This is a genomic window from Novipirellula sp. (genome assembly GCF_041583735.1).
GTDB lineage: Bacteria > Planctomycetota > Planctomycetia > Pirellulales > Pirellulaceae > Novipirellula.
In genome coordinates this window covers 1-3237 of the sequence record NZ_JBFHFD010000824.1, presented here as the reverse complement: position 1 = coordinate 3237, position 3237 = coordinate 1, and the positions used below count along the sequence as shown (strand labels likewise).

General features: G+C 56.4%; 1 protein-coding gene and 2 pseudogenes. All 3 read right to left on the bottom strand.

Annotation, left to right across the window (positions count from 1 at the left end; all coding sequences use genetic code 11):
• Positions 1–1061 (bottom strand): annotated as a pseudogene (locus ABX962_RS33295) (hypothetical protein); the annotation flags it as partial.
• Positions 1062–1162: 101 nt separating this feature from the next.
• On the bottom strand, positions 1163–3010 hold the full coding sequence (locus ABX962_RS33290; protein WP_372725984.1) for an adenylate/guanylate cyclase domain-containing protein: 1848 nt from the start codon (positions 3008–3010) through the stop codon (positions 1163–1165).
• 3 nt (positions 3011–3013) lie between these two features.
• Positions 3014–3237 (bottom strand): annotated as a pseudogene (locus ABX962_RS33285) (lipase); the annotation flags it as partial.

The following is a 3237-nucleotide window of genomic DNA, read 5'->3' as shown; positions in this document are numbered from 1 at the left end:
GCTTTGGGTTTCTGCTCGGCAGCCTTCTTTCGTGCGATGCGGCGAACCAGTTTCAACTTGTGTTCGATCGCGGTAATTTCGGTATTCAAAGAAGCCGTCGCAAAAGCGGGGTCCATCGTCACGCCCGACTCGTTGATGTTCAACGTGCGAGTCGCGGAAACCTGAGCATTGCCTGTGGTGCGAAGTTTCACAGGGCCGTTGTATCCGGTGCTACGCGTGGAAACATCCGCATTCAGCGAGACTTGGATTCTCGCCGCACCGATCGAAGGCAAAAGATTGGCAGTCACAAAGCCGGTCGTGTAAGCTTCGCCGATGATCCGCGTTCCCAGGATACAGTCGCGGATTGGACGTGATCGATTGACGTCACGATTGACCGCTTGTTGGATTGCGGATTCGCCGACAAAGATGGCGACGTTAGGACGCCCAAAGACCTCGCGAATCGATGCAACGACGCCGCGGGCTTGTTGCGACTCTTCGAGCAGCGATACCAATGCGGAAAGTGCCGCCGCGTCTTCGGCCGAAGGGATTTGGTCCATCGCCTCGATTCGCTCCGCCAACGATTCAAGTTGCTTGCCAAGCTGCTCGGCCGCTTTCTCGCCGTCACGGAATCGGATGGCCGCAAGCAATTTTTCAATCGAGCTGCGAAGTCGCGTCAGCGAGCTCATTTCGAGCCCTTCGATGTTTCCGATCAGCCGGAAGCGTACATCGATCGCAGATCGTGCGACATCCGACAGCGAGTCCGATTGCAACGCTTCGGACAGCGGAGCGAGATCAAGGTAATCCAACCATGCCTGGCCATTGCTCTGCGAACGCTGCGCGAGCATGAACTGCCGCACCGCATCGATCTTTTCAGCGACCTCTTGTTTCGCTAACTCCAAATCGGGAAATCGATCCTCGCGGATCTGGCTGGCGTCATAGCGAATCTGGGACACTAATCGTGCCCGATCGCTATCGGACAATTGCCCCGCCGATTCACTCGGAAAATAGGCCTGGGCACCGAGCAAAGCAGTGAAGCAGAGCGTGCGGAGGAGAATAAACGACTGTGAGCTGAGCTGTTGCAATCCCATTGCGTACCACGGTTAGTCTGGGGGTTTTGGGGTGGATTTGAGCCCTATTGTAAGTCCCCAGCATCGTTAGGGTGAGAGGGCGCCCCCGACAAAAACTAGCTCTTTTCCAGATCCAGCACTCCTGACCATCCCGCCGGTGGCGATTGCCCCTGACGCGCCATTTGGCCCAAAATTCGCTGGCTCGGGCGATCACGGTCGGCAATACAAGCAAAGGCCTCACTCGCCACGCTCCAATCGCCCTCGATAAACGCCTCGAGTCCGCGTTGATACGTCGCAAGCTCGGTAGGATTGAGCGATTCGCTGGCGGGGCTGAGCTCGTAAATATTGACCGGTTGGATCAGGCCTGCGGGTCGCACCCGGGCCAATCGCCGCGTCACAATCGGCGACTCAATGCCGTCGATCGCCCCGCGATCATTGCGTCTCATCTCCATCAAACTCGTGGCCGTCGGTTCATCGATGATCGTTTGCACCCCGAATTGTTTCGTCAGCCCCTCCAAACGACTAGCAAGATTCACGACCGGTCCAAACGCGGTGACTTTCACCTGATCGATGGTTCCAATTTGCCCCGCGACGGCATTGCCTGTCGCGATCCCGATGCCGTGTTGAAAGTGGTGTCCGCTCTCGCTCTCTCCCAGTTCGTTACACAACGCCAGTTGACGACGAATTTGAATCGCGGCATTGGCCGCTCGAACGACGTTGTCGGATTGCGCGATTGGCCAGCCCCAAAACCCCATCGCAGCATCGCCATGGAAATCGCCGATGACGCCGCCGCAATCGAGGATCGCTCGGGTCATGACACCAAGCGACTCGCTGACTTGGTTCAACAGTTCCAGTAGATGGTCGGATTGTTCTTCACTTTTTTGAGTGAACCCCCTTAGATCGCAAAACATGACCGACAAATTCGCCTCACGTGGCTGCAGCACTTCGGCCGGATCTTGATTGGCCAGGGCATCCATCACGATCGGTGCAAAAAATTGCCGCATCGATGCTTGGCGTCTTTCCAAGCGGCGAGTTTGCCGCAGGTTAGCAACCATTGACCCAACAAGTTCCGCAAACTTCAAATCATCTTGCAGCGCATCGGGCGGGGTCGCATTTTGGTCTCGCGGATCAAAATGCCCATGCGTCGCCGATTGACCGGTGACGTAGATCGCCCAGCCACGACAGGCAACGCTTCGTAGCGGAACACAGAACGCCCAATCGACACCTTCGTTCGTCGTGAATCCGCTCTGCGCCGCATCGTGCGGGGACCAGACTTGCAACACACTCTCGCGATTTTCGATCGCCGAGCGTGCCAGCCGCGCACTGACTTGTGCCGAATCGTATTCAAACCCGCGGCTATCGTAATGCAAAATTCGCACGGGTCGGTCCGCTCGCGGGCGGTTACGATTTTCGGCTGCCGCGTCGTCTTCGAGGGCGACGATGGCCACTGCGGTTGCCGCCGGTGTGGCCTGCAGCAATACGTTGGTCATCCGCACCAACAACTCTTCGTCGGTCTCGCTGCTGGTGATCAAATCGGGCAAACGGCTCAGCATTTCGATCCGCGAATTGGCATCGCGGAAATGGCGGCGTCGCAAAACGGTGTAGTCGTAGGCGTGTTGGGTAACATTCTCGCTGGATGGCAATTCCGAGGCACCCGGCCGATTGACCACCGTGAAGGTGGTTTCCCCAATAACAAAATGTTCTCCGACCGTCAGCTTAAATTGGGGCGATTGTCGTCCACGATAGAAGACGGGATTGCGAGCATGCACATTCTGAATGATTTCGATTTGATGATCCAAATGCACTTTGATCCGCGTATGACGTCGCGAGATCATTGAATCCCAAGGGACGTTCCAATCGCTGTCGGCACGTCCCAGCAGGATCTCGCGACCGGAAGCGGCGTCCGGAAGCGCACGCCGCCAACGCTGTTGGTCTTGAGGCCCTTGAGCGATTAAATCCGCCACAGCTTAGCTTTGAGTGCGATGAGAAATTAAGAAGTCGATCGTCAATTCACGAGCCTTTTCATTGTTCATCAAGAAACTATGCAGCACAGGCACGGTGTAAAACTGCTCCGCCCCGTCGAGTTGAGCTTCCTCCACGCTGACGACAAAATCACTGGCTCCGTCGACAAGCGGGTTTTGAATAGGGTTCGAGGAAAGGTCACCAGCGACAATTGCAAATGGAAACGGCG